We start from the raw sequence: 487 nt of genomic DNA, 5'->3' as shown, positions 1-487 counted from the left end.
AATCCAGGTCCTGAGTGGCCATGGCGGGTACGCCGCCTCGCGGGCCGCGTGATTTTCAATTACGAACGAGTTTCATTATAAATTGAAACCTCGCCAAATCGCCGCCCCGCCCCGATCTTTCGCGCCGCCCTGCCCTCAATGCAGGATGCGCTCCAGGAATGCCCGCGTGCGCTCATGCCCGGGATTGTCGAAGAACGCGCCCGGCTCGCCCACCTCGATGATGCGGCCGCCGTCCATGAACACCACCCGGTCGGCGACGTTGCGGGCAAAGCCCATCTCGTGCGTCACGCACAGCATGGTCATGCCGTCCTCGGCCAGCGAGGTCATGGTGTCCAGCACTTCCTTGACCATCTCCGGATCCAGCGCCGAGGTCGGCTCGTCGAACAGCATGATGCGCGGCTGCATGCAGAGCGAGCGGGCGATGGCCACGCGCTGCTGCTGCCCGCCTGACAACTGGCCGGGGTACTTGCCAGCCTGATCGGGAATG

At 64.5% G+C, this 487-nt stretch carries 1 protein-coding gene; it reads right to left on the bottom strand.

What is annotated here, in order from left to right:
- Positions 1 to 135: 135 nt before the first annotated feature.
- On the bottom strand, positions 136 to 487 hold a 352-nt coding region (locus N801_RS22240; protein WP_035941100.1), incomplete at its 5' end, for an amino acid ABC transporter ATP-binding protein.

Origin of the sequence: Knoellia aerolata DSM 18566 (assembly GCF_000768695.1) — a bacterium.
GTDB classification, from domain to species: Bacteria; Actinomycetota; Actinomycetes; order Actinomycetales; family Dermatophilaceae; genus Knoellia; species Knoellia aerolata.
Note: the sequence above shows the minus strand (reverse complement) of the source record. Positions and strands in the feature narration are given on the sequence as shown.